At 62.4% G+C, this 22,720-nt stretch carries 20 protein-coding genes; 5 read left to right on the top strand and 15 right to left on the bottom strand.

Annotated features, from left to right (window positions below):
• Positions 1-125: 125 nt before the first annotated feature.
• The 8 genes from ACFY68_RS12635 to ACFY68_RS12600 form a co-directional block, all read right to left on the bottom strand.
• Positions 126-383, bottom strand: coding sequence for a PAAR domain-containing protein (locus ACFY68_RS12635; protein WP_387527511.1), 258 nt, complete (start codon positions 381-383; stop codon positions 126-128).
• The gene (locus ACFY68_RS12630; protein WP_387527508.1) at positions 380-1,183 is read right to left on the bottom strand and encodes a DUF6708 domain-containing protein; all 804 of its coding nucleotides are present in this window, start codon (positions 1,181-1,183) and stop codon (positions 380-382) included. Before ACFY68_RS12630 ends, ACFY68_RS12635 begins: the two co-directional genes overlap by 4 nt.
• Positions 1,180-4,392 (bottom strand): T6SS effector BTH_I2691 family protein, encoded by a 3,213-nt coding sequence (locus ACFY68_RS12625; protein ID WP_387527505.1) that lies wholly within the window; start codon positions 4,390-4,392, stop codon positions 1,180-1,182. The genes ACFY68_RS12630 and ACFY68_RS12625 overlap by 4 nt, the downstream gene beginning before the upstream one ends.
• Entirely contained in the window at positions 4,389-5,312 is a 924-nt protein-coding gene (locus tag ACFY68_RS12620; RefSeq protein ID WP_387527503.1) for a hypothetical protein, read from the bottom strand. The genes ACFY68_RS12625 and ACFY68_RS12620 overlap by 4 nt, the downstream gene beginning before the upstream one ends.
• Positions 5,309-7,411 (bottom strand): type VI secretion system Vgr family protein, encoded by a 2,103-nt coding sequence (locus ACFY68_RS12615; RefSeq protein ID WP_387527500.1) that lies wholly within the window; start codon positions 7,409-7,411, stop codon positions 5,309-5,311. The genes ACFY68_RS12620 and ACFY68_RS12615 overlap by 4 nt, the downstream gene beginning before the upstream one ends.
• A 26-nt stretch (positions 7,412-7,437) precedes the next feature.
• Positions 7,438-8,319 carry a type IVB secretion system protein IcmH/DotU gene (icmH, locus tag ACFY68_RS12610; RefSeq protein ID WP_387527497.1) on the bottom strand — a complete coding sequence of 294 codons (882 nt, stop codon included), beginning with the start codon at positions 8,317-8,319 and terminating at the stop codon, positions 7,438-7,440.
• A gap of 192 nt (positions 8,320-8,511) precedes the next feature.
• The gene (locus ACFY68_RS12605) at positions 8,512-8,877 is read right to left on the bottom strand and encodes a YbaN family protein (RefSeq protein WP_387527494.1); all 366 of its coding nucleotides are present in this window, start codon (positions 8,875-8,877) and stop codon (positions 8,512-8,514) included.
• Positions 8,878-8,884: 7 nt separating this feature from the next.
• On the bottom strand, positions 8,885-9,472 hold the full coding sequence (locus tag ACFY68_RS12600; RefSeq protein ID WP_346615179.1) for a YecA family protein: 588 nt from the start codon (positions 9,470-9,472) through the stop codon (positions 8,885-8,887).
• A gap of 246 nt (positions 9,473-9,718) precedes the next feature.
• Between ACFY68_RS12600 and recQ the strand changes: the two genes are divergently transcribed.
• The gene (gene recQ / locus ACFY68_RS12595; protein ID WP_387527491.1) at positions 9,719-11,863 is read left to right on the top strand and encodes a DNA helicase RecQ; all 2,145 of its coding nucleotides are present in this window, start codon (positions 9,719-9,721) and stop codon (positions 11,861-11,863) included.
• 138 nt (positions 11,864-12,001) lie between these two features.
• A complete protein-coding gene (locus ACFY68_RS12590) occupies positions 12,002-12,439 on the top strand; it encodes a MarR family transcriptional regulator (protein ID WP_346615177.1) in 438 nt (145 codons plus the stop codon).
• A gap of 297 nt (positions 12,440-12,736) precedes the next feature.
• Here ACFY68_RS12590 and ACFY68_RS12585 read toward each other — a convergent pair whose 3' ends face one another.
• On the bottom strand, positions 12,737-14,923 hold the full coding sequence (locus ACFY68_RS12585; RefSeq protein ID WP_387527487.1) for a patatin-like phospholipase family protein: 2,187 nt from the start codon (positions 14,921-14,923) through the stop codon (positions 12,737-12,739).
• 67 nt (positions 14,924-14,990) lie between these two features.
• Here ACFY68_RS12585 and ACFY68_RS12580 point away from each other — a divergent pair, with 67 nt between their 5' ends.
• Positions 14,991-15,272, top strand: a complete 282-nt coding sequence (locus tag ACFY68_RS12580) for a SelT/SelW/SelH family protein (protein WP_346615175.1) — start codon at positions 14,991-14,993, stop codon at positions 15,270-15,272.
• On the opposite strand, the gene ACFY68_RS12575 is transcribed toward ACFY68_RS12580, so the two are convergent.
• The 3 genes from ACFY68_RS12575 to ACFY68_RS12565 form a co-directional block, all read right to left on the bottom strand.
• On the bottom strand, positions 15,273-16,163 hold the full coding sequence (locus ACFY68_RS12575; protein WP_387527484.1) for a DMT family transporter: 891 nt from the start codon (positions 16,161-16,163) through the stop codon (positions 15,273-15,275).
• A gap of 93 nt (positions 16,164-16,256) precedes the next feature.
• The gene (locus ACFY68_RS12570) at positions 16,257-17,030 is read right to left on the bottom strand and encodes a helix-turn-helix transcriptional regulator (RefSeq protein ID WP_387527481.1); all 774 of its coding nucleotides are present in this window, start codon (positions 17,028-17,030) and stop codon (positions 16,257-16,259) included.
• Positions 17,031-17,146: 116 nt separating this feature from the next.
• A complete protein-coding gene (locus ACFY68_RS12565) occupies positions 17,147-17,458 on the bottom strand; it encodes a DUF962 domain-containing protein (protein ID WP_346615172.1) in 312 nt (103 codons plus the stop codon).
• Positions 17,459-17,613: 155 nt separating this feature from the next.
• On the opposite strand from ACFY68_RS12565, the gene ACFY68_RS12560 reads away from it, so the two are divergent.
• Complete coding sequence (locus ACFY68_RS12560) at positions 17,614-18,675, top strand: AraC family transcriptional regulator (protein ID WP_387527478.1); 1,062 nt, start codon at positions 17,614-17,616, stop codon at positions 18,673-18,675.
• Here the strand turns inward: ACFY68_RS12560 and ACFY68_RS12555 are convergent.
• A complete protein-coding gene (locus tag ACFY68_RS12555) occupies positions 18,632-20,086 on the bottom strand; it encodes a TrkH family potassium uptake protein (protein ID WP_346615170.1) in 1,455 nt (484 codons plus the stop codon). The two genes, ACFY68_RS12560 and ACFY68_RS12555, sit on opposite strands and share 44 nt — an antisense overlap.
• A gap of 101 nt (positions 20,087-20,187) precedes the next feature.
• Between ACFY68_RS12555 and ACFY68_RS12550 the strand changes: the two genes are divergently transcribed.
• The gene (locus tag ACFY68_RS12550; protein ID WP_387527475.1) at positions 20,188-20,745 is read left to right on the top strand and encodes an NAD(P)H nitroreductase; all 558 of its coding nucleotides are present in this window, start codon (positions 20,188-20,190) and stop codon (positions 20,743-20,745) included.
• A 32-nt stretch (positions 20,746-20,777) separates the two neighbouring features.
• On the opposite strand, the gene ACFY68_RS12545 is transcribed toward ACFY68_RS12550, so the two are convergent.
• Together ACFY68_RS12545 and ACFY68_RS12540 are read right to left on the bottom strand one after the other, a co-directional pair.
• Positions 20,778-22,118 carry an ATP-binding protein gene (locus tag ACFY68_RS12545; RefSeq protein WP_387527472.1) on the bottom strand — a complete coding sequence of 447 codons (1,341 nt, stop codon included), beginning with the start codon at positions 22,116-22,118 and terminating at the stop codon, positions 20,778-20,780.
• Positions 22,119-22,178: 60 nt separating this feature from the next.
• The gene (locus ACFY68_RS12540; RefSeq protein WP_039604113.1) at positions 22,179-22,595 is read right to left on the bottom strand and encodes a Spy/CpxP family protein refolding chaperone; all 417 of its coding nucleotides are present in this window, start codon (positions 22,593-22,595) and stop codon (positions 22,179-22,181) included.
• Between the last annotated feature and the right edge of the window lie 125 nt (positions 22,596-22,720).

The following is a 22,720-nucleotide window of genomic DNA, read 5'->3' as shown; positions in this document are numbered from 1 at the left end:
GCTCCTACAGGTTTGCCGCTGGCCAAATCGTGGGCAAGCCAGCTCTTACAGGTTTGCCGCTGGCCTGTAGGAGCGGGCTTGCCCGCGATGAGGCCAGTACTGGCGACCCAAAACACCAAGCTCCATCATTCAACTAGCCAGTCACTATCCCCCTCGACCAACACCCCATCGTGGTCCGTCCGATCGCCTTCGCGTGCGACCAATTTGCCCTCGATCTGATAGTTCGCCGAACCACTGGTGATCAGCGCACCACAACTGATCCTGTCGCCCACTCGCGCAACAGCCTTGCCGTTGAAGGTGTAGTCGGCGCTGCCTGTTTCCACTATGCCAATGCCATGGATCGGGCAATCGTGGCGGTGGCCTACCAGGACGACGGGGTTCATGGTTGGTCTCCTTGGGCGGGGGCGGTGCGGGATTCGAGGTCCATTTCGGGAGGCCATTGGACTTTGGGGGCAAGACGATGAAATGGGTTGAGCAGATCATCACTGTTCCAGTCCGTAGGCGCCTGGGTAAATTCTGAGAGGGCATCCGGGCCTTCCTGCATAAAAATTCTCACAAGTGCCCAGTATTGTTTCCCCTGTTCAATATCGCCGGTGAAAAAAACGCGATCGATCACTTCGTCGGTGCCGGGTTTGCGGACCGAGATCATGACTTTTTCAACTCGCCCACCGTATCCCATTGGGGCATAAACACTATAGACTTCGGCGGTAAGCTGTTCCCAGTCGTAGGCAACTGGTTTAACGCCCCAGTTTTTCCGACCAAAGGGATGCAGTCGATCAAATCTGTATTGATAGAAATAAACCCTCTGGCGGAGCCTGTTGAATCGAATAGGCTCGTTGCGCGGGTATGTAAGGTCCATGCGTATGTACGCAAATGTGATGAAGAAAGAAATTGCATAAGTGGCTGCAATTATGAGTATTCCGCTAACGTCTGCTCTGGTGGTCGAGGTCAAATCGTCGTAGATGAAGTAGATGAGCATAATTAACCCCACGAGCATGAGTGAGCCGCCTACAATAGGGTTGTAGCCTCTGAATTTGAATAGCGATCTCGGAAGCTCGATGTATATTGAGTCAACATGGCTTGGTGGTGCCAGAAATTCTTCTATCACTGGGCGAAAATCTGAAGGGGTGGCTGGGTCGGGTAAGTCATATTTCCAGCCGAAAGCTCTTGTGGGCAAAGTCATACGTTAAATTCCTGTAGCTCAATTTCGGCATATGCACTTGGGATGTCGCGATCTGGCCAATAGTTCAAGCAGAGCGTTGCGGCTGTAATGTTGAGGGTTCCCAGGGTCGCTAGTGTTACCGACCCGCTGACGGTCATATCATTTTCTTCATCAGACTGACTTTGCTCTCCTTTGCGCTTGGGCCTGGTAAACGCAATGCTATCTTTGAAGTAGTCGGGGCGGTTAGGTGCGGTAGAGGCATTGAGTTCGCTGAGCGTACGCATCCTCTTCGAGATTGTCTGCGTATAGTTCATCTCATTAATGAGTATCTCTCCGCCGCTAAATTTAGGAGGGTTACCATCTCCATGACGATGGATTACTAAAATCCAATGGTAACTTGAAGTGTGCTCGATGAAGTCAGGTAGTGTAAAGCGGAACTCCAGGAGGTGTCGTATGTTGGGATTGATAATGCCCTCGCTTTTTGAAGTTGTAGTTGTGGCTGTCCACTGAGTCTTGAACTTAAGGGCGCCGCTGATGCCCAGAGTTGCCGCATTGAGTTCGGAAAAAGCAATATCGGCGTCATTCGGTGAATGCCAGTGGACAGGAGGCGTTTCATCAGCAGTTCCAAAATGGCAGCGCTTGACCCAAAGCTCGAGCGGTGTAGACTCATTATTTATTGCGTGTTTACTGAAGCTGTAGGCTGTTAGTCCCAGTGCGACGGCATACCCTAATGGTCCCAGTAGCGAGGCGTTGTATATCGCTAGGTAAGCCGCATGCGCCCCGAGTGCGCTGAGTAATGCGGCGGTGATGTGATACTTGTTGGCACTGGTATCACCTGTAAGAGCATTGCGTCTAATCGCCTGTATTGACTGAAATGTGTCGAATACTCCCACAGCAACACCGATAATAGCCCCAGCTCGATAAATCGATTGTCCTGCGGTGACGCGGGTAGGATTAAATTTTCCAATAACGATACCTAACGCCTCAATTCCACCCCCAATAATCCCTGCGCTAGATCCATAGAGCGCAAGCGTCGCCTCTGTAGACTTCGCCCCAGTTTCCTCTTCCACTTTTTTCAGGTTCTTGCCCAGGCTGTCGCTTAGCAAATACAACCCGCCCAGCGCGAGCAGCAACTCCCAACTTCCCGCCGCCCCTCTCAGCCCTGAAAAACTGCTGCGCACCATCTGCGACGCCTGCAGCGCGCTGATCCGTATCCCCTCAAGCATTTTCCGGGCGCTGGGCTCCAACGTGCCCGCCGCTACCCGTATGTCCACCAGGCTCATCTGCGCCGCGTGACTGAGCTGGTTCACATTCTGGTTGACCTCTTTGAGCAGCCGCTCTTGCAACACTTCAGCCTTGCCCTCGACCCAGACGCTGACGTTGATCAGCGTATGCGCAACCTTGGGGTCGAGGACCGCAAGGCTCAACAAACCGCTCTGGATAATCGGTTGGACCTTGCGGGTTCCCATCTGGGCACCGGCTTTCAGTTCTTCGAGGCTAGGCATCATCCTGTCTCGCGCTTTGGCCAGCGTGGCGCTTGCCTTGTGTTGCAACTCCCGAAGGTGCGCGCTCTGCAGGGCGTAGTACTCGCCCAGCTTCATCTGTACCTGTAGTTCGACGAGGTGCACTCCGTTATAGAGGTACTGACTAGCGCTGTTCAGACGTCGCACGGCTTGCTGGATACCTGGGTCGAGCAGTGCCTGCAGGCGTTGACTGGCTGCATTCAATGCGCCCTGAGTTTCCGTGACCGCCTGTTTGAGCTGATTTCGCAGGTGAAGACGACCCTCGTCGCTGGTGATGACCTTGCTCAGCGCCGTATAGAGCTTGTCGCTGTCGTTCCAGTTGATGGGGTCGCTGGCGGAAAAACTGGGCTGCAGTGCCGCCAGTAGAAATTCATTGCGCAGTAACACGGCGCGGTACGGTGGGCTGTTCGGGTCCTGCAGCCACTTCAACCACAGCGCTTCGCTGGTGGAGGCTGACGGCGGGCCGTGCTCGGCGCTGGTTGCAACCACCTCGGTGATGCCGCCAGCCAGGCAACCGGCCATGGTCTTGCTGTAGGCGATGCCAGACTCACGATCATGGCCGTCATAGTCGTATTGCTCGATCAGCGTGAACGTCTGGCTTTGGCAGAGTTCGGCATAGGCTTTGGCGTTCTGGTCGATATAGGCCTGGAACTGGCGTTCCTGCCGATCGTATTCGGCCTGGAAGGCGGCACGCTGGGGCTCGTGGTAGCGCTGCTCAAGGCGCTCATCGCTTTGTTGCTCGCGCAGCGCGACGAGCCGCTGCCGCTCCACCTCGGGCGCAGCAAAGGTCGGTGCTCCATCACCTGTAGTGGGTGTTCCGAACGGCGCGACCTGCTGCGCGGCCCACTGCCTGTGCGTTACCCGGATAATCTGCAGAATCTGTGATGTCTGGAACTGGTAGGCGCGCAGAGGGTCCTCGCGCCACGCCTGGCGCTTGACGAGCCAGTTCAGGCGCTGATGGTTGTACTCCTGCACCAGCCCGACCGTGTCATCCAGCACCACGGCTAGCACGCCCTGTTCCAGTTGGTGCCTGTTGATGGCGTTGACCACGAAGCCACGCAGGGCGGTTTGGCGCAACAGCCGGCTGTGAAAACCATGTGCACTGTCGAAGGGTGCGCAAAGCTGCTGGGCGTATTCAAAAACCTGCTTGTCTACCTGAAGGTTGTCTGGGGTCATCGCCAAGCCCAGCAGCTCTGGCTGCTCGCGCGCCTGGGACAGGTCCAGGCCCTCGAAACGCTGCGCAGGTGCCTGGCCGCGCTTGTACGCATCCAGCACGCTGCGCGGCCAGGCGTCACTGGAGAAGGCGAGCCAGGCCGAGCCGTAGGTTGCGGTGTCGAGGGTGAGAAAAGACGAGGGGATATCGTGGTTTTCGTTCACGCACCTGGGGGGCAGCGAAGGTGGTGGGCCGGGCGGTGGTTCGTAGGGGTTGAAGCGGCGCAGGTGGCCTTGGTCGGTGACCTCGTAGGCCTGCCAGATGCGCTGGTCTAGCAGCACGTACAGGTAACCGGAGCGCAAGGTGCGCAGGCCCATCCGGGTCTCGACATGGGGCTCACCGGCCACGGTGGAAACGTAGCCCGGGCGCGTGTCGGGCACCAGGGCGCGCCGCAGTGGCAAAATCGGCAGGCCTTGCCGCTCGCAGGCCTTGCACTGTTCGGCCGGGAGTGCGGCCTCGGCGAGCGCGGTGGCGATGCGCTGGCTGATGCTCATGGGCGAACCTCGGAACGGGGAAGGGTGGCGATCACTTGCCGCCAGTGCGCATCGCTGTGGCGGGCGAGCAGTGGCGCGAGGGGAAGTTGCTGCTGCACTGCTGCGTCGATGATCTGGCGAACGGCTGGCGCGGCCTGCAGGCGAGGGTGCAGGCAGAGGTGGTATAGGGCAAAAACCAGAATGTCATCGGCTGCGCTCAAGCCCAGCCTGCGAGCGTCATCGATATGGTTGGAGGCTTTTACCGCAGCGAATGCCGGTAGTGTGCTTGGCTTCGGACCAGCAGGGTCTGATGGCAGTGCTCGCCAGGCCGCGAGTAGCGTTTCGATCAACGTCACGTCGTCCTGAACGCGCAAGGCGGACCTAGGCAAGCCGCTCCAAGGATGGGCTTCACCGCTCAAACCAGCCAGCTGCGCGCCGCTGCTCACGAACAGCCAGTGCTTGATTGGCCACCAAGGCCCGCGCTCCACGTGTTCAAACGTAGTAGCTAGTAGTTCGAGGCGCACAGGTTCGTAGAGGGGATAAAAACGGGGCTCGCTTGCGGAACCGGGAAGCCGGCACAGCGCTGCCAGGTGCGCAGCGACTACCGGTGCCGGTGCTTCGCTCAGTAACCAGCCACACACGTGGCGCTTTCGGCGCTGGTTATCACTTTGTGCCGCATGCGCAGTCATCTTCAGCAGTGGCGGGCTCGGTTTCGCGCCGGGTGATGACAGGCAGGCCAGCACGGGGTGCAGTTGGGGGGCATGGGGCAAGTCGGCTCGAACCACCCGCGTCATCGCACCTTCCCCCAACGCTCTCTTCAACTGTAGGAGCAAGGATTGGTCGCTGTTCTCGGGTATTGCCAGCGGGTCGATCAGTACATGGCAGTACAGCTCAGGGGCGTGGTAGTCGGCAATGAGGTCGAGCAAGGCTTTGGTGCTCATCGGCGCCGTTCCTCGCACTGGCTGCCGGCATGAGCGATGAGGCCCTGTGCCAGGGTGCTTCCAGCGCCTTTCGCCCCAGCTTTGGTCGGCCCAAGCAGGGTAAGTGTCAGGCCATTGAGGGTGATGCCTTCGGAGTCCAGCACGATGCTGCCCCCCGGGCTGCTGAACTCGATACGCTCGCTGGCGCGCAACTGGTAGACGGTCGTCTGCTGATCGACGCCTTCGCCGACGCTGATCTTCTGCCCGCCTTTGACGAGTAATGCGCTTTGACCGCCGATGGTGACAGAGTGATTGACCCCCGTGGATTCGCAGCGGTCGTTGCCGACGTGCTCGATCAGGTCGTGGCCAACCTTCACGTTGCATGTACGCCCCGTCCGTTCGGTGCGGTCCCGGCCTATGTCCTGGCAAAGATTGTTGCCGACACTTAACTGTTCATCATTGCCCACTTGCTCTACACGGTTGCGCCCAACGCATGTCGACTCATCGTTGCCGACCTCTATGTTCTGGTCCCGTTGCGCATGGATATAGAGTTCCTCGCGCCCCAGCTCATCCTCGAAGCGCAGCTCATTGAAGCCTGTGCCCTTGTGGGTCTGGCTCTTGATGGTCATGCGCGTCTTGTGGGCGGGCAGGTCGTACGGCGGCAACTGGTTACCGCAGTAGGTGCGCCCGGTGATCATCGGTTGGTCCGGGTCGGCGTTGACGTACTGGATGATCACGTCCTGGCCGATGCGCGGGATGGCCATCGAGCCCCAGCTTCCACCGGCCCAACCTTGCGACACGCGCACCCAGCAGGAACTGAACTCGTTGTTCTCGCTTTCCCGGTCCCAGGGGAAGCTGACCTTGACCCGGCCCCACTCGTCGCAATAGATCTCTTCGCCGGGCGGACCGACCACGGTGGCCATGTGTGGGCCATCGATGCGCGGCTTGGGCAGTGGTGCTGGTCGCCATTCCACCTGGCCGGGTACCAGCACCGCCCTCTGCTGGTAATGGGTGCCCTGCTGGGCATCGGCGGCTTCTTCCTCCAGGCTGGTGTACTGGATGCCTTCGTGGACCACGCTTTTCACCCGCCAGTGCACGTTGAGATCGTCACGCTCGTGGTTGATGAGGTTGAAACTCAGGCCGGGTTGCAAGCGTTCGTCATCGCCTTCGACCTCTGCAACGCGTGCGTCATGGCGCAAACCCGTGATGCGGGTTTCGGTGAAGGGCTTGCCCACCGCGTCGCGCTTGTAGCGGCCGGGGTAATCGAAGCGTTCGTAAGCCTTGGACTGGTGCTCGAGGTGAGCACCGGTGGCAGCATGCTGCTGGCGGTATTCGGGGTTGGTGAAGGTGTGGTCGCGTTGCACCTGGCGCGCTGTGCGGACGTGTTCGCTGTAGTGGAAACGACGCAGGCACGGCTTGGCCTGATAGCCGCCGCTGTTTGGTGTGTACAGCACGGTGTAGGCATTGGCAGGGGCATCGTCGTCGACGAAGGCTTCATCATTGTCGTCGACGAAGCCTTCGTCATCGTCATCGTCGGTGATCACCTTTATGGTACCCAAGGTCCGGACCTGACCGGTGATGATCAGGGTGTGGTGCTTTTCTGTGTGCTCGAACCGGTAGACCATGCCTTCTTCGTCCGCCAGGCGGGCCATGAAATCCAGGTCGGTTTCACCGGCCTGGACGCAGAACTCCCGAGCGGGGTAATCGAAGACCGCACCAAATTGGTACTGGGTGATGCCTTGGCGTTCGAGCATCAGCTCAAGAATCTGCCTGGCCGTTTTGTGCTGGAAGATGCGCCAGTTGGAGCGCAGGCGAGCCCGGGCCAGTTGCGGCTCGACGAGTGCTTTGTAACGCGTACGATGAAAGCCGGTATCGCCTTGAGTGAAGCTGCTGACCAGGCCGTGCACATACCGCACCGGACGCTCGCCACGCCAGATGGTGAACAGCACAGGTTTGTCGAGCAGGTGACCGAAGTTTATAACGTGCTCGAAACTGACCAATTCCAGCGTCAGGGTGAATGGCTGGCTCAGTTCCTCTTTGAGCGTGAACGACACCACATCGAATTCGCCATCGCCCACAAGCGGCTGAAAGGTGTAACGCAGATCGGATTGGCTAGACACGGTTCCTCCTGGAAGCAGTCATCCCGTTACTGCTGCAAAATGAGGTCGAGGGATTCGAGGACTTCTGCGGTGAGCAAGCTCAGACGGAAGCTGTAATAGTTGTACACGGCCACCATGGCCAAAGCGGATATCACCAGCGGACTCCACCAAGGCAGCCAATTGCGTGGCTTTCTGTACGGGCGCACAACGACATTGGTGTAAGGGTCGCAAACGTGTTCAGGCACAGGGCCGCGAAGTTGACGGATGATGCCGTGAAGTTCCGTTATCAGTGCTTCGAGCGTTTCATCGCCTTTGGGCTCTATGGCGTACTTGCCTTTCAGGCCAAAGCACAGGCACAAGTAGAGAAATTCCAGAACATCCTGGAAACGCTTTGGCTCTTGCATCATGCGCGAAAGCACCGCAAATACTTTTTCGCCACCCTGAGTTTCCTGATGAAAATCGCTGAGCAATGTTCGGCCACTCCAGACGGAGTTGCTGCCCCACGGTGTGGCCATGACGGTTTCGTCGAGGTGCAGGCACAAGGCATAGGAGTAGGCCTGCATCTGGGCGGCCTCGTAGCCGCGCTGGCCCAGCTCTTCGAGGATGGCGGAAATCTGCGTGTGCACCTGCTGGCGTACCTGCGCGATATTGGGGAGTGCGTCCAGGGTGCGAAGGCGCATGGCCAGGCCAAACAGAGGCCTGGCTGCATCGATCATCAGGTTGTTGTGGCCGCCCCTTAGCTGGAATTGCGGGTCGGCTGGATAGCCGGAAGCGTTGATATCAGCGCTTGTTGAAGAGGCTTGAGCCGATGAGGGGGGATCGCCCCAATCCGACTGTTTGAGCAGCAAATTTGCTCTGCGCTCGGTTACGTCATAAGGGGGAGGGTTCGAATCGCCCGTTCCAGTGCATCGCCTTGTTTTATCCGGCATTGGTCATCCTCGCGCACTGTCAGTGCCCACGTTTTAGCTGTGGACCTAACACTAACGGGGAAGTGATTCTTGGGGCAGTATTCGGCGTCCTAAAATGATGTAGGAATTGTCGCTGTTATAAGCGTGTGATTGTTGCAGAAAATTACGGCAACAATTAATCAGCTTGAAGTAACAGTTGGCAACATGGGCAACTCACCCAGGTTTGCGCAATGTCTTCTGCTTCAGGATATACAGGCTGACCAGCACCGCACTGGTCAGCATGAATGCCCGCGCCCAGAACAGCGGTACCAGGTAGCACGACAGGCCAATGCTCGCCCACATCAGGCCGATGGCGTAGACCTTACCCTTCAGCGGGATGCCTTCACCACTCAGGTAGTCGCGGATCCACGGCCCCAGCTTGGGGTGGTTGACCAGCCAGTGATGAAAGCGGGGCGAGCTGCGGGCGAAGCAGGCGGCCGCCAGCAGTAGAAAAGGGGTGGTGGGCAACACCGGCAGGAAGATCCCCAACACCCCCAGCGCGACGCTGAGCCAGCCGATGGCCAGCAGCAGGTAGCGCACGGCCGACTCAGTGGTGGCGTGGCTTGAGCAGTGCCGGCTTCTCGTCTGGGGCGTGCAGCAGCAGGAACAATGCGCTCAGCGCCTCCGGGATCTGCACGATCATGTCGTCCTGCAGGTTGGCGTTGCTGGCGATATCGGCGAACTCGGGTTGTTCGTCGAACAGGCCCGAACCGACCATGATCGGCAGCAGCATCTCGCTGACTTCCTCTTCGGCGTTCTCGAACCACGCCTCTTCGCGCAGGAACACGCCTTCCATGAAGCCGATGCACCAGCCGCGCAGGTCGGAATCGTCCGGCTCTTCGGTCAGGTCCAGCTCGCATGGCAGGTCGAATTCTTCATCGCTGGCCAGCTGGCGGGCGATATGGCCCTTGAGTGCCACCAGGGTCGCTTCGATTTCGGTGCGTTGGGCATCGCTGGCGTAATGGGGCTCTTCGGCGAACAGCGCGTCGATCCATTCACGCTCAGGGACGTCTTCCGAGCTGATCGACAGCGCGGTCAGGTAGCCGTGGGCGGCGACGTAGTCCAGCGCTTCTTCGTGCAGCTCATCGGCGTCGAGGAAGGCTTGCAGGCGGGTGAGTTGCTCGGCGAAGGACATTACAGGGCTACCTTGGGGGAATAAACGATAATGAATTCTAGCACCTTGAGGCGATGGCGGGGCAAAGGGAACGTCTGTCACAGGGGCATCCTGTGAGGGATGGCACTGCGGTATACTTCGCGATTTTTCACCCAGGGGCGGGGTTTCCGGCCATCTGGCAAAAGCCGCTTACGCATTTGGCGTGTGCGGGGCGGGTTTTTCGTCCAGCCTGTGCGCAGGGTGGTACGGCGATTTACGGAGTTGCACATGCTCGAACAGGCTCAGCGCGTTCTCAAGGATATCTTCGGCTACGACAGTTTCCGTGGGCGCCAGGCAGCGATCATCGAATGCGTGGCCAATGGTGGCGATGCCCTGGTGCTGATGCCAACCGGTGGCGGCAAGTCGCTGTGCTTCCAGGTGCCGGGGCTGTTGCGCCCGGGCCTGACGGTGGTGGTGTCGCCATTGATCGCGCTGATGGACGACCAGGTCGCCACCCTGGATGAACTCGGTGTCGCGGCCGCAGCGCTGAACTCCACCCTGAGCGCGGAGCAGCAGCGCGAGCTGGCCGGGCGCCTGCGCCGCGGCGAAGTGAAGATGCTCTACCTGGCACCGGAGCGCTTGGTTCAGCCGCGCATGCTGGACTTCCTGCGGGGGCTGGACGTTTCGCTGTTCGCCATCGACGAGGCACACTGCGTATCGCAATGGGGCCATGATTTCCGCCCGGAATACCTGCAGTTGGGCCAGTTGGCCGAGCTGTTCCCGCATGTGCCGCGCATCGCCCTGACCGCCACCGCCGACATGCGTACCCGCGAGGAGATCGTCCAGCGCCTGCACCTGCAAGGTGCTGAGCGCTTCCTGTCGAGCTTCGACCGGCCGAACATCTTCTACCGCATCGTGCCCAAGGAGTCGCCGCGCAAGCAACTGATGGCGTTCCTCGGCGAGCGCCGCGGCAATGCCGGCATCGTTTACTGCCTGTCGCGCAAGAAGGTCGATGAAACCGCGGCCTTCCTGTGCGAGCAAGGCTTCCCGGCGCTGCCGTACCACGCCGGCCTGGCCGCCGAGACGCGCTCCGCCAACCAGCACCGCTTCCTCAACGAGGAAGGCCTGATCATGGTCGCCACCATCGCCTTTGGCATGGGTATCGACAAGCCGAACGTGCGTTTCGTCGCCCACCTCGACCTGCCCAAGTCGCTGGAAGCCTATTACCAGGAGACCGGCCGTGCCGGCCGTGATGGCCTGCCGTCCGACGCCTGGATGGCCTATGGCCTGCAGGACATGGTGATGCTCAAGCAGATGCTGCAGAACTCCGAAGGGGATGAGCGCCACAAGCGTGTCGAGCAGCACAAGCTCGACGCCATGCTGGCACTTTGCGAAGAAACGCGCTGCCGCCGCCAGGCGTTGCTGGCCTACTTCGATGAAGTGCTCGAACAGCCGTGCGGGCACTGCGACAACTGTGTCGACCAGATCCAGACCTGGGATGCCACCGAGCCTGCACGCCAGGCCTTGTCGGCGGTGTTCCGCACCGGGCAGCGCTACGGGGTCGGCCACCTGGTCGACGTGCTGCTGGGCAAGGACAACGAAAAAGTGCGCAATTTCGGCCACGAGAAGCTGTCGGTGTTTGGCGTCGGCAAGGCGCTGGGCGAGGTGGAATGGCGTTCGCTGTTCCGCCAGCTGGTGGCGCGTGGCCTGGTTGACATCGACCTGGAGGGCTATGGCGGCCTGCGCCTGTCCGACAGCTGTCGGCCGCTGCTGCGCGGTGAAGTGACCTTGCAGCTGCGTCGCGACCTCAAACCGCAAACCGTGGCGAAGTCGTCTTCCGGTGGCGGCAGCCCGGCCAGCCAGCTGGTACGTGCCGAGGAGCGCGAGCTGTGGGAGGCGTTGCGTACCCTGCGGCGCAAACTGGCCGAAGAGCACAGCGTGCCGCCTTACGTCATCTTCCCCGACTCGACCTTGCTGGAAATGCTGCGCAGCCAACCGACCAGCTTGAGCGACATGGCCCAGGTCAGTGGTGTGGGTGCACGCAAGCTGGAGCGCTACGGCCAGGCCTTCCTCGAGGTGCTCAACGGCGCTGGCGGCACCGAGGAGGCGCCCAAGGTGGTGCTCGACCTGCGCCACGAACTGGTCAGCCTGGCCCGCGCCGGCATGACCCCGATGCAGATTGCCGGCCAGCTCAATTGCAGTGAAAAGAACGTCTACAGCCTGCTGGCCGAGGCCATTGGCCGCCAGGAACTGAGCCTGGATCAGGCCCTGGACCTGCCCGAAGAACTGATGATGGAAGTGCAGGATGCCTTCCTTGACGGCGAAGGGGAGCTGCCGCCGGTCTCGGCCATTGCGCCGCTGTTCGGTGCGCGGGTTCCCGAGGGCGTGCTCTACTGCATACGCGCGGCGTTGGCGGCAGAGTTCGAGCTCTGATCGGGGACATTTCGGACATCCACTGATCGTTGTCATCCTTTTTGACGATTATCGGACGTTTGCGGGCAGGGCAGCCTTGCCTGATGGGCCGGGGCATGGTTAGCTGACTAACAATTAGTTCTAGTCAATGAGTTGCTTATGCCCCTGACCGACAATCAACACCGCTTCGGCATGCAGCTGGCACAGATGTCCCGCGGCTGGCGCGCCGAGTTGGATCGCCGCCTGGCCGGGCTCAATCTGTCCCAGGCGCGCTGGCTGGTGTTGCTGCATCTGGCGCGCTTTGAAGAAGCGCCCACCCAGCGCGAACTCGCCCAGAGTGTCGGCGTTGAAGGCCCCACGTTGGCGCGGCTGCTGGACAGCCTGGAGGCGCAGGGCCTGGTGCGGCGCCAGGCGGTGCTGGAGGATCGGCGGGCGAAGAAGATCCAGCTGTGCCCGCCAGCCAAGCCCTTGATCGAGCAGATCGAAACCATCGCCAACGCGCTGCGCCTGGAGTTGTTCACCGGGGTGGATGAAGCGGATCTTGAGGTGTGCATGCGTGTGCATGCAAAGATTCTGGCCAACCTCGAAAAATCCTGAAATTCACGCGCCCATTCGCGGGGCAAGCCCGCTCCCACAAGGACAGCGCTGAACCCGTGGGAGATTACCCAGCCCTTCGGGCTGCGCTGTCGCGCAGAAAACAAGCCCGCTAGCGCGCCGCATACCCTGTAGGAGCGGCTTCAGCCGCGAAGCAGGCGCTGCGGTGGATGGCACCGGCTTCGCCGGTGTTCGCGGCTGAAGCCGCTCCTACAGGATCCGCGCCAAATCAGTAAGTTAGCGTTTATTCTGTGGGAGCGGGCCTGCCCCGCGAATGGGGCGCGAAGCGGCCCCTGCGGTTTAGAACGTATGCCCCAGGTTCAGGTACACCGCCTGCTCATGCGCACTGTTGGCCCCATACGTCAGGTTCAGCGGCCCCAACGGCGTATCCAGCCCCAGGAACACGCTCGCCGCATTGATGTACCCGCTGTCGAATTCATTGTCGTTGTTCCACGCCCGCCCGCGCTCGAGCGAACCACCGACATACAGCGGCAAGTCCAACGGCAGGTAGCCCCGCGGTGTCAGGCGCCGGTAATAGACCATACGCAGCAGGCTCACGTTTTGCCCAGACACCGAGTCCTGACGGAAGCCCGAAAGCTCCCGCGCACCGCCCATCACGAAGCTCGAGGTGACCACCTCGGTCTGATCCAGCGTGCGCCCGTAGCGGCCGCCGAATACCCAGGTGTTCGGCCCGCTGCTGATCGCCTTGTCCAGGTTGAGCAGCCACTGCCGGTAGTTGCCGTCCGAGTCGAGCGATTTGTCGTACTTGCGCAGGGTCAGGCCGATGTCTTCACCACTGTGCGGGAAGTACACGTTGTCGAGGGTGTCGAACGAGTACTTCAGCTCATAAAACCCTTCGTTGAAACTCACCTTGGGCAAGTCCTGATCGCCGATGCGCACCTCGGCTTCGCCCCACGCCTTGCCCGCGCCCAGGCGCACTTCGCCATAGGTGCCGATCTGGCGGCCGACGTTGACGCCGAAGCCGTAGCGCGCGAGGCGGTATTCGGCCACGGGGTCGTTGTCCAGCGTCGCCTCAATGTTCTGTGAGCCGATGTCCAGATAGGGCGCGATGAAGTAGCGCGAGCCCACGTCCAAAGGCTGGTAGAACTCGCTGTACAGCTCTTGCTGGTCGCCGATCTGCGCGCGTGTCAGCCACTCAGCGCCCAGCTTGTTGATGCCATTGACGCGGTAGCTGGCGCCCAGGTTGAAAGCGCTGTCACCGCGCAGGTCGTCCGACAGGTTCAGGCCCAGGCGCAGGTAGTCGGTACCGCCGCGCTTGCCGCGGGCGTTGATCACCAGGGTGTGGTCGTCGCCCTTGTGCACCACGCGGTACTGAACGCGGTCGAAGTAGTCCAGGCCATATAGCGTGCCCATGTCGGTCTGCAGGCGCTCGAGCTCCAGCGGTTCGCCGATCGGCTGGCGGATGTAGTAGCGGATCACATCGTCGCTGACCTTGGAATCATTCTCCACCCTGATGGCAGTGATCACCGGCGTGCGCTGGCGCGGGGAGCGTGCCACGGCCAGGTCGGCATCACCTTCGGGGTGGCGCAATGCGGCCAGGCGCGGTTCGAGCAGGCGCGCGGCGCGGTAGCCCGCGTCGATCATGTCGTGGGCGCGGCCAAAATCGGTGACACCGTAGGCGGCCAGCTGAGGCTGGATCAGGATGTCGTCGCGGTGCAGGCTGGCCAGCTGTTCTTCGGAGTTGCGCCGGGTCATCAGGGTGATCGACTGGTTCAGCACGTCGACCACCGTGGCCAGTTGCTTGCGGTCGCGCAGTGGGGTGCCGATGTCGACCACGATGGCCAGGTCTACGCCCATCTCCCGGGCCACGTCCACCGGGATGTTGTCGACCATGCCGCCATCCACCAGCAGCCGGCCGTCCAGTTCGACTGGGGCGAACACCGCCGGGATCGACATGCTGGCGCGGATCACCTGGGGCAGGTGGCCGCGGCTGAACACCACTTTTTCGCCACTGGCGATGTCGGTGGCCACGGCGCGGAACGGGATCGGCAGCTTGTCGAAGTCGCGCGTGTCGGCAGTGTGGGCCAGTTTGCTTTCCAGCAGCAGTGCCAGGTTCTGGCCCTGGATCACGCCCAATGGCAGGCCAAGGCTGCCGTCGTCGCGAAAGCTCAGTTTCTGTTTCACCAAAAAGTCGCGGTCATCCTGCTTGCGCCTGAACGGCACGTCCTTGCGCGGGGGCGCGTCGGAAAGCGCCTGCTGCCAGTCGAGAGTGGTGGCGAGGTGTTCCAGCTCCTCGACGCTGTAGCCGGACGCATACAACCCGCCTACCACCGCACCCATGCTGGTGCCGGCGATGGCATCGATGCGCACGCCCTGTTCCTCCAGGGCCTTGAGTACGCCGATGTGGGCCAGGCCACGGGCGGCGCCGCCAGAGAGCACCAAGCCGACCTTGGGCCTGGTTTGCTCGGCGGCGAGCACGGAGAGGGAGGTGAGCGTCAGCAAAAGGCAGAACAGCAGGCGGCGCATCGTGAGTCTCAAACCGAGGGCGAAAGACCGCTAGTATAAGCGGCCACTTACCTGGAGATCGCTCAGCATGGCCGACAACAAGCCGGAAATAGTCATCACATATTGCACCCAGTGCCAGTGGCTGCTGCGCGCCGCCTGGTTGGCCCAGGAACTGCTCAGTACGTTCTCCGACGATTTGGCCCAGGTGGCGCTACAGCCGGGCACCGGCGGCATCTTCCGCATTACCTGTAATGGCGTGCAGATCTGGGAGCGCAAGGCTGACGGTGGTTTCCCCGAGGCCAAGGTGCTCAAGCAGCGGGTGCGTGACCAGATCGACCCGCAGCGCGACCTGGGCCACAACGACCGCTGATCAGGCCCCCTCGGCGACTGCCGGTCGCTTGGGTGGCTGCTCGGCCGCCAGGCGGCTGGACAAAACGATGGCGAAGATGATCAGCGCACCGCCCAGCAGCATGCGCAGGGTCGGCGTTTCGGCGAACACCGCCCAGGCCACGGCAATGCCATAGATTGGCTCCATGCCGAATACCACTGCGGCGGTGCGCGCCTTGATCACCGCCAGGCTGGCGACGAACAGGCTATGGGCGACGCCGGTGCAGAACACCCCGAGCAGGCCGATCCACAGCCAGTCCATCGGCGCCACTGCGCCCAAGCCCGGCGCGGCCACCGGCAGCAGGCACAGGCCGACCACCAGGTTTTGCCATAGCGCGGCCTGCACGGCGGGCAAACGGCCCGAACCTGCGCGGTTGGTCAGCGACAGCAGCGAGAACAGCAGGCCGGAAAGCAGCGCCCAGAGCAGGCCGCCGGTGGCTTCACTGGCCAGGTCGAAGGAAGGCGCCACCAGCACCAGGCCGATGCTCACCAGCACGACCAGGATGGTTTCGTTGCGGCGGATGCGTTCGCGGAACAGTAGCCCTTCGAGAATCACGGTAAAGGCCGGGAAGCTGGCAAAGCCCAAGGTGGCGATGGCCACACCGCCGACTTTCACCGCGACGAAAAAGCTGACCCAGTGGCCGGCCAGCAGCACGCCGCCGAGCAACAGGCGGCGCACGTCCTGGCCGCTGAGGCGTTGCCAGCCCGGGCCGGCCAGGCTGGCGAAGACGGCCAAGGCGAGCACCGCGAAGGCGGCGCGGCCAAAGACGATGATGGCCGGGCTGGCGCTGGCGGCCAGTTTGCCGAAGACGCCGGTCAGGCCGAAGAATAGCGCGCCGATATGCAGGGCGCCCAGGGCGGTGCGGTGGTTCATGGTGGTCCTTGGGTCTGTGTAGGAGCGGGTTTACCCGCGATGAGGCCAGCACAGCCAGTGTAAAGCCCCAGACAAACACAGTCTGTCGCCATCCTAGCGTGCTTTAACGCCAGACTCTCGCCGCAGCGCCCCCGGCGTACACCCGAACGCCCGCAGCATCGCCGCCGAAAACGCACTCTGCGAGGCATAACCCACCTGTGCCGCAATTTCACCCATGGGCAACAACGTCTGGGTTAGCAACCGCCGCGCCATGAGCAAACGTCGCTGGCGAACGTAGTCCATCGGCGTCATCGCGCATTCAGCGGTAAACCGCGCATGCAACCGGGCAACCGACAGCCCGGCAATCCGCGCCAGGTCGGCAACCTGCAGCGGATACGCCGCATGCTCCTCGATATGGCTGTCGAACGCCGCATAGGGCAGGCGATGGCTGGGTGTGACGATGGCCGTCGCCGTCGGGTTGAGGCTGGCCAGCAGCAGCACTGCACCCTGGCGGGCAATCAGCGGGTCCTCCATCGGGCTTGCCGCCAGCCAGTCCACCAACTGCTGCTGGCGATTGTCCAGGCCCACGGCGGCCGGGCGGTCAAGCAGGCGTTGGCTGGCGTCGGCATGCTCGCCCAGTTGTTCATGCAGCCAATGCTGGCCCGGCACATCGAGTACCAGGCAATGGCTGCCGGCATCACTGCCGCAGGTGTGATGCGCCACGGCCGGCACCACCATGAGGCCTTGGCGGTCGATGCGCGCACCGTGCCCCTGCACCTCGAAATCCAGGCGCCCGCGCAAGCCGAACACCAGCTGTGGGTGTTCGTGGCTATGGGCTATCAGGTCGTCGCGATAGTGGCGCAGGGAAAGTATCGGGCCGGCGGCCATGGGGCGTCCTCGCAGGGCAGGGCACCATTGTGCCGCATTAGTGGCAGGCCATCACCGGTCACATCGTTGCCCGTCAACAGCGCCGCAGATGTGCTGCGCGAACCTGCCTCGTGCGCCTAGAGGCTGATCCTTCCCAGCAGGATGTCGCGGAACATGGCGAAATCGCCGATCAGGCTATACAGCGGATGCTTGAAGGTCGCCGGCCGGTTCTTCTCGAAAAAGAAATGCCCGACCCAGGCAAAGCCGTAGCCGAACACCGGTACCGCCAACAGCAGCAACCATTTGCCACTGCCGATGGTGTACGCCAGCAGGGCGATGACCAGGCTGGTGCCGACAAAGTGCAGGCGCCGGCAGGTAGGGTTGCTGTGCTCTCCAAGGTAGTACGGGTAGAACTCGGCAAAACTGCGAAACTGCGCTGTGCTGTTCATGAGCAGTGCTCCGGGATTAACACTTTTTGACAGGATACACGGCGTGGAGCCTGAATCGAGTCTAGAGTCATTGGCGGGGCCGGCCAGTGACAATGGGCGCCAATTGAGTATCCTTCGAGTTCACCGCATGAAGCGGTCAGCATAAGAAGCTTGCCATGAGTGAGAGAACCACGTCAGCCAGCTGGGCATCAGGGATTGTGAAGGCGCTCGAGCTGGAGGGGCTGGATTGCCCGGCCATGTTCAAACAACTCGGCCTGGATTTCGCCGCCCTCGACGACCCGGACGCACGCTTCCCTCAAGACGCCATGACCCGCTTGTGGCAACTGGCCGTGGAGCTGTCGGGCAACGAAGCCATCGGCCTCAACATGGCGCGGGTGGTGCGGCCGGCGTCCTTCCATGTGGTCGGCTATGCACTCATGTCCAGCCGCACCCTGGCTGAAGGGTTCGAGCGCCTGGTACGTTATCAGCGCATCATTGCCGAAAGTTCCGACCTGAGTTTCCGCCTGGGCCCTGAAGGCTATTCGCTGATCCTCACCGTGCACGGCGATCACCTGCCACCCACCCGGCACAGCGCCGAAGCCTCGCTGGCCTGTGCGCTGGCGCTGTGCAAGTGGCTCAGCGGGCGAGCCATCCAGCCACGACGGGTGCTGGTGCAGGGGCCGCAACCTAAGAACGTGGAACCCTACAAAGTGGCATTTCATTCACCGCTGGTGTTCGATGCGCCGCACGATGCACTGGTGTTCGAGCGCGCTGACATGGAGGCGCCGCTGCCGACCGCCAACGAGGCCATGGCCATCCTGCACGACCGTTTTGCCGGGGAATACCTGGCACGCTTCTCGGAAAGTCGGGTGACCCACCGCGTGCGCCAGGTGCTTTGCCGCATCCTGCCCCAAGGTGAGCCCAAACGGGAAACCCTGGCCCAGGCGCTGCACCTGTCCCAGCGCACTCTGCAGCGCCGCCTGCAGGAAGAGGGCACCAGCTTTCAGGCGCTGCTGGACGATACGCGGCGCGAGCTGGCCGAACAGTACCTGGCCCAGCCCGGCATGACCCTGCTCGAAACCGCCTACTTGCTGGGCTTCGCCGACCCGAGCAATTTCTACCGGGCCTTCCGCCGCTGGTTTGACGTGACGCCCAGCGAATACCGCGCCCGTATGGGTACGGGCCCCGAAGAGGTCAGTGACGCCAGAACGCCGGCATGCACAACACCAGCACCGTGATGATCTCCAGGCGGCCGAGCAGCATGCCGCCGGCGAGAATCCATTTGGCGGCGTCCGGCAGCGTGGCGTAGTTGCCTGAAGGGCCGATCACTTCGCCCAGGCCCGGGCCTACGCCCGAAACGGTGCCGGCGGCGCCGGTCAGTGCGGTCATCCAGTCCACGCCCAGCAGCGACAGCAGCAAAGCCATCACGCAGATGGTGATGGCGAAGAAGAACGAGAAGGTCAGGATCGAGCGCACGATCTCTTCGTCCAGGCGGTGGCCGTTGTACTTCTGCTTTATCACCGCGCGTGGGTGAATCAGCTGATTGAGGCTGGCCTTGAGCAGGATATAGGCCACCTGGAAGCGGAAGATCTTGATGCCACCGGCGGTGGAACCGGAGCAGCCACCGACGAAGCCCAGGTAGAAGAACAGCATCAGCGAGAAGTTACCCCACAGGCTGTAATCGCCCAGGGCAAAGCCCGTGGTGGTGACCACCGAGGTCACGTTCAGCGCCACGTGGCGCAAGGCGTCCAGCCAGTGCAGGTTGGTGGTGGCCCAGTACCAGGTGCCCAGCACCAACCAGGTCACCACCAGCATGCCGAGCAGCCCCTGCACCTGCTGGTCGCGGATCAGCGCCTTGCGGTTGCCGCGCATAGTGGCCACGTACAGGGTGAACGGCAGGCTGCCGAGGATCATCACCACCACGGCGACCCAGTGCACGGCCGGGATGTCCCATTTCGCCAGCGACTGGTCGGAGGTCGAGAACCCCCCGGTGGAAATCGCCGACATGGCGTGGTTGATGGCATCGAACGGGCTCATGCCGGCCCACCAGAAGGCCAGTGCGCCCAGGACCGAAAAACCGACGTATACGCCGACGATCGACTTGGCGACCATGTGCGAGCGGGGCATGACCTTTTCCGAACGGTCCGATGATTCTGTCTGGAACAGGCGCATGCCACCGATGCGCAGCAGCGGCAGAATCGCCACGGCCATGGCGATGAAGCCGATACCACCGAGCCAGTGCAGCATCGAGCGCCACATCAGGATGCCGGGTGACATGTTGTCCAGCCCGCTGAGCACCGTGGCGCCGGTGGCGGTGATGCCGGACATGCTTTCGAAGAAGGCGTCGGTGTAGCTGATGTGCTGGGTGAGCAGGAAGGGCAGGGCGGCGAACACGCACACCACCAGCCAGCTGCTGACGGTTAGCAAGTACATGTCGCGCGGGCGCAGGTGCACATGCTCGGGGCGGCCCTGGACCACCATCAGCAGGCCGGCGACGAAGGTGATCAGGCTGGCCCAGAGGAACGACGGCATGTCGCCTGTGCGTTCGAAGATCACCAGGGTCGCCATGGGCACGACCATGCTCACCGCCAGGGTGATCAGGAAGATGCCGATGATGAAACCAATGATCCGTAAGGTCGGCAACGCCATGTGATCTGCTCTGACTCTGAACGAAGGGCGCCATTCTACCTATGGGTCTGGTGATGTAAACGCTAGAATGGCCGCACATTCACCTGCCAGGAGGGTAGCCGATGGAGGCTCTCGACGCATTGCTCAACCGTGTTTCCGTGCCACGCCTGACCGAACCTGCGCCCAATGACGCCCAGCGCGAGGCGTTGTTCCAGGCAGCGCTGCGCGCGCCGGACCACGGCCAGCTGCGGCCATGGCGCTTCCTGACCATCGAAGGCCAGGGGCGCGAAAAGCTCGGTGAGCTGTTTGCCGAAGCGGTTCAGCACAAGGGCGATGCCAGCCAGGCTGCACTGGACAAGGCCCGCGCCATGCCGCTGCGTGCACCGCTGCTGATTGTGGTGATTGCCAAGCTGCAAGACCACTTCAAGGTACCCAAGTCGGAGCAGCGCCTGGCGGCCGGGTGTGCGGCGCATGGCATCCTGATTGCGGCGCATGCCCAGGGGATTGGCGCGGTGTGGCGGACCGGGGACATGGCGTTCGATGCGCATGTGCACAAGGGGCTGGGGCTGGGCGAGAACGAGGAGTTGATCGGTTACCTGTATGTGGGCACGCCGGTGAACGAGCCGCGCACGGCGCCGGTGCTGGAGACTGCCGAGTTCGTTAGCGCCTGGGGCGAGTAACGCAAGGGCTGCACCGCAGCCCCCCTTCGAATTCAGCTGCCAATCTCCACCACCAGCGGCAACTCCAACCTGGCCACAAAGCCACCCTGCGGGTGATTGCCCAGCTCCAGGCTGCCGCCATGCCGTTCGGCCGCCTTGCGCGCAATTGCCAGGCCCAGGCCATGCCCCGCCGCATCCTGCCCCGGCGCCCGGAAGAACGGCTCGCCGAGTTGCGCCAGGTACTCGGCTGACACGCCTGGCCCATGGTCACGCACGCTCACGATGATCCGTTGCTGCTCACGCTCGGCACGCACCTCTATCGGCTGCCCCGCGGGGTTGAAGCGCAGGGCATTGCGCAGCAGGTTATCCACCGCGCGTTCGATCAGCGTCGGCCAGCCTTGCAGGGTCAGGCCCGGTTGCGCCTCCAGGCGGACCTCCTGCTCCGGCGCGCTGAGCTGGGCGTCTTTGCGCACGCTGCCCAGCAGGGCATTGAGGTCGACAGGTTCGGCGTGGGGCTGCTCGGCATCGACCCTGGCCAGGGTGAGGATTTCGCTGATCAGGTCTTCCAGGCGGTCGCATTCGCGGGTAAGGCGCGGCCACAGCGCCTGGCGCTGCTCGGCTTCGGCGCGTTCGGCCAGGGCCAGGGCGATGCGCAGGCGCGCCAGCGGTGAGCGCAGTTCGTGGGACACGTCGCGCAGCAACTGCCGTTGGCTGCCGATCAGGCTCTGCAGGCGGGCGCCCATCTTGTTGAAGTCCTTGGCCAGCACGCCGAACTCGTCCCGCCGGGCGGCCAGTTGGGCCAGGCTGTTCTGCTGGTAGCTGGCCTGGCCAAGGTCGTGCACCGCACCGCGCAGACGGCTGAGCGGGCGGGTGATGGACAGGGTCACCAGCAGGCTGAACAGGGTGAGTACCACCAAGGCAATGCCCAGCGCACTCAGCGGCCAAAGCAGGCTCTCGCGGTGCCAGGCGTCCAGCTCAGGGTGCGGTATACGGTAGATCAACAGGTAGGTTTCGCCGCTGTCGGGGCTGGTGTACTCCTCGGTCAGGCGACGCCACGGCAGGCGGCGTTCGTCATTGTGCTGGCGCGCCTCGAAGGCGGCGGCGCGGCGCGGGAAGGTGCCGGGCACCACGGCATCGCCGCTTTCGTCGAGCACCTGCACGTCGATCTTGAAGCGCTGCTTGCGGCGTTCGAGGAACTGCTGCGCCGACTCCAGGCCTTCCTGTTCATAGTGCTTGGCCCAGTGGCTGGCCAGGGTGTTGAGGCCTGGGTGGCGGCTGAGAATCCAGGCGTCCTGGTTGAGCATGTGGCCCAGCAGGATCGACAGGCCTGCGACCAGGGTGATAGCCAGCCAGAAGCTGGCCAGGATGCGCCAGAACAGAGAACGCAAGAGCACCTCCTGTAAACGGGAAAAGCCCGGCCCGCTTGTGGGCGGGCCGGGCGTTGGGGGGACAGCTTACTGGGCCTTGCCGGCTTTTTCAGCTTTCCAGGCCTGGAATTCCTTCCATTCAGCCTTGCGCGCTTCACGCGCTTTCTGCAGTTCGTCGAACTTCTTCTGCTGCTCGGGCTTGAGCAGTGCGCGCACCTGGCTGTCGGTCTTGTCGTGGCTGGCCTTGAGCTCGTCCTTCATGGCCTTCTGGTCGGCGGCTGGCAGTTTGGCCAGGTAGCGTTCGGTGATGTCGCGGCGGTTTTTCATCTGGTCGCCCATCAGCTTGCCGATCTGTTGGCGCTGATCGCGGCTCAGGTCCAATTGGGCGAAAGGCGCGTCACCGCGATGATGCGGGCCGTCGTGACGCGGGCCGCCTTCTGGCATGGCCATGGCCACGGTCGGCAGAGCAGCGGCGAACATCAGGGCGATTAGGGTCTTGCGCATGGTGTCTCTCCTGTCATGGGCCGGTGGTTACCGGATGAGCTCAGTCTAGGGAGATCAAGGTCAAGCGCAGTCAGCGGAGGGTAAAGGCTGGGTAAAGATGGCCAGGGCCGCAGCGCGCTATCGCC

The organism is Pseudomonas sp. NPDC012596, assembly GCF_042902325.1.
Taxonomy (GTDB): Bacteria; Pseudomonadota; Gammaproteobacteria; order Pseudomonadales; family Pseudomonadaceae; genus Aquipseudomonas.
This window is presented reverse-complemented; position numbering and strand designations above follow the sequence as displayed.

What these genes read in the sequence shown, in the direction of transcription:
- ACFY68_RS12635 (WP_387527511.1), bottom strand. Translation starts at nt 383, where the DNA reads ATGAACCCCGTCGTCCTGGTAGGCCACCGCCACGATTGCCCGATCCAT.
- ACFY68_RS12630 (WP_387527508.1), bottom strand. Translation starts at nt 1,183, where the DNA reads ATGACTTTGCCCACAAGAGCTTTCGGCTGGAAATATGACTTACCCGAC.
- ACFY68_RS12625 (WP_387527505.1), bottom strand. Translation starts at nt 4,392, where the DNA reads ATGAGCATCAGCCAGCGCATCGCCACCGCGCTCGCCGAGGCCGCACTC.
- ACFY68_RS12620 (WP_387527503.1), bottom strand. Translation starts at nt 5,312, where the DNA reads ATGAGCACCAAAGCCTTGCTCGACCTCATTGCCGACTACCACGCCCCT.
- icmH (WP_387527497.1), bottom strand. Translation starts at nt 8,319, where the DNA reads ATGCCGGATAAAACAAGGCGATGCACTGGAACGGGCGATTCGAACCCT.
- ACFY68_RS12600 (WP_346615179.1), bottom strand. Translation starts at nt 9,472, where the DNA reads ATGTCCTTCGCCGAGCAACTCACCCGCCTGCAAGCCTTCCTCGACGCC.
- recQ (WP_387527491.1), top strand. Translation starts at nt 9,719, where the DNA reads ATGCTCGAACAGGCTCAGCGCGTTCTCAAGGATATCTTCGGCTACGAC.
- ACFY68_RS12590 (WP_346615177.1), top strand. Translation starts at nt 12,002, where the DNA reads ATGCCCCTGACCGACAATCAACACCGCTTCGGCATGCAGCTGGCACAG.
- ACFY68_RS12585 (WP_387527487.1), bottom strand. Translation starts at nt 14,923, where the DNA reads ATGCGCCGCCTGCTGTTCTGCCTTTTGCTGACGCTCACCTCCCTCTCC.
- ACFY68_RS12580 (WP_346615175.1), top strand. Translation starts at nt 14,991, where the DNA reads ATGGCCGACAACAAGCCGGAAATAGTCATCACATATTGCACCCAGTGC.
- ACFY68_RS12575 (WP_387527484.1), bottom strand. Translation starts at nt 16,163, where the DNA reads ATGAACCACCGCACCGCCCTGGGCGCCCTGCATATCGGCGCGCTATTC.
- ACFY68_RS12570 (WP_387527481.1), bottom strand. Translation starts at nt 17,030, where the DNA reads ATGGCCGCCGGCCCGATACTTTCCCTGCGCCACTATCGCGACGACCTG.
- ACFY68_RS12565 (WP_346615172.1), bottom strand. Translation starts at nt 17,458, where the DNA reads ATGAACAGCACAGCGCAGTTTCGCAGTTTTGCCGAGTTCTACCCGTAC.
- ACFY68_RS12560 (WP_387527478.1), top strand. Translation starts at nt 17,614, where the DNA reads ATGAGTGAGAGAACCACGTCAGCCAGCTGGGCATCAGGGATTGTGAAG.
- ACFY68_RS12555 (WP_346615170.1), bottom strand. Translation starts at nt 20,086, where the DNA reads ATGGCGTTGCCGACCTTACGGATCATTGGTTTCATCATCGGCATCTTC.
- ACFY68_RS12550 (WP_387527475.1), top strand. Translation starts at nt 20,188, where the DNA reads ATGGAGGCTCTCGACGCATTGCTCAACCGTGTTTCCGTGCCACGCCTG.
- ACFY68_RS12540 (WP_039604113.1), bottom strand. Translation starts at nt 22,595, where the DNA reads ATGCGCAAGACCCTAATCGCCCTGATGTTCGCCGCTGCTCTGCCGACC.